The following is an 817-nucleotide window of genomic DNA, read 5'->3' as shown; positions in this document are numbered from 1 at the left end:
AAGATACCAGAAAAGCATGTTGTTGTAGAGTTAGAGGATATGAGTCTTGATCTCATCTGCTTTCACCATGCCATGGCTGTGTTCAGAGACCGCATCCAAGTTGGGGCACTAAACGGTTATTTAGAAGCCACACTAGAAGCCAATCCAGAGATTGCCAAATATGGTGTGTTTTTACCGCGGGGCTTAACGGTCATTTTGCCTGAGTTTGTGTTGTCTAATCCCCAAAGCATGGTGAAGCGGTTATGGGATTAATGCGCACACACCCTTTTATTGTGGTCAAGGTGGGAGACAAACCTGTTCATGAGGTTTTTTACCAGCGTCTTTTAACTGCAACTATCACTGACCATGCCGGTAATGAAGCCGATACATTTGAAGCAGAGTTTGATGATAGTGGCAATGATTTAGAGGTTCCACAAACGGGCAACGCTCTGCAGGTGATCTTTGGCTATGAGAACAGCATCAGTGCTTTTATGGGGCGTTTTGTTGTCGAATCGGTTGTAAGTTGTGGGGGCAGTGATGGAGAGATTTTGCGCCTTTGCGGCAAAAGTGCTTCGATGCGCAAAGAACTCAAAGAACAGGCGAGTGAGCATTTTGATCACAAAACTGTTGGTGAGATTGTTGAGACACTGGCCAAACGCCATGGCTATCAAGCAAAGGTCAGTCCCCAGTTCACTCAACAAACTTTGCCTTATGTGATTCGCACAGATCAATCGGCTGTTGATTTTCTAACCCGCCTTGCTGACCGTATGCAGGCACGCTTTTTAATCAAGGACAATAAGTTTTTATTTTTAAGCGGTGACAATTTACCAGCACTCGA

At 45.0% G+C, this 817-nt stretch carries 1 protein-coding gene and 1 pseudogene; both read left to right on the top strand.

Annotated elements, in window-relative coordinates; genetic code table 11:
* The coding region (locus ACFIKY_RS09095; protein WP_375636779.1) for a tail protein X at positions 1-252 on the top strand (252 nt) is incomplete at its 5' end.
* Positions 252-817: pseudogene (locus ACFIKY_RS09090) on the top strand (late control protein); the annotation flags it as partial. The gene ACFIKY_RS09095 and the pseudogene ACFIKY_RS09090, both read left to right, overlap by 1 nt.

Origin of the sequence: Bartonella sp. CR127HXZ (assembly GCF_042194555.1) — a bacterium.
Taxonomy (GTDB): Bacteria; Pseudomonadota; Alphaproteobacteria; order Rhizobiales; family Rhizobiaceae; genus Bartonella; species Bartonella grahamii.
This window is presented reverse-complemented; position numbering and strand designations above follow the sequence as displayed.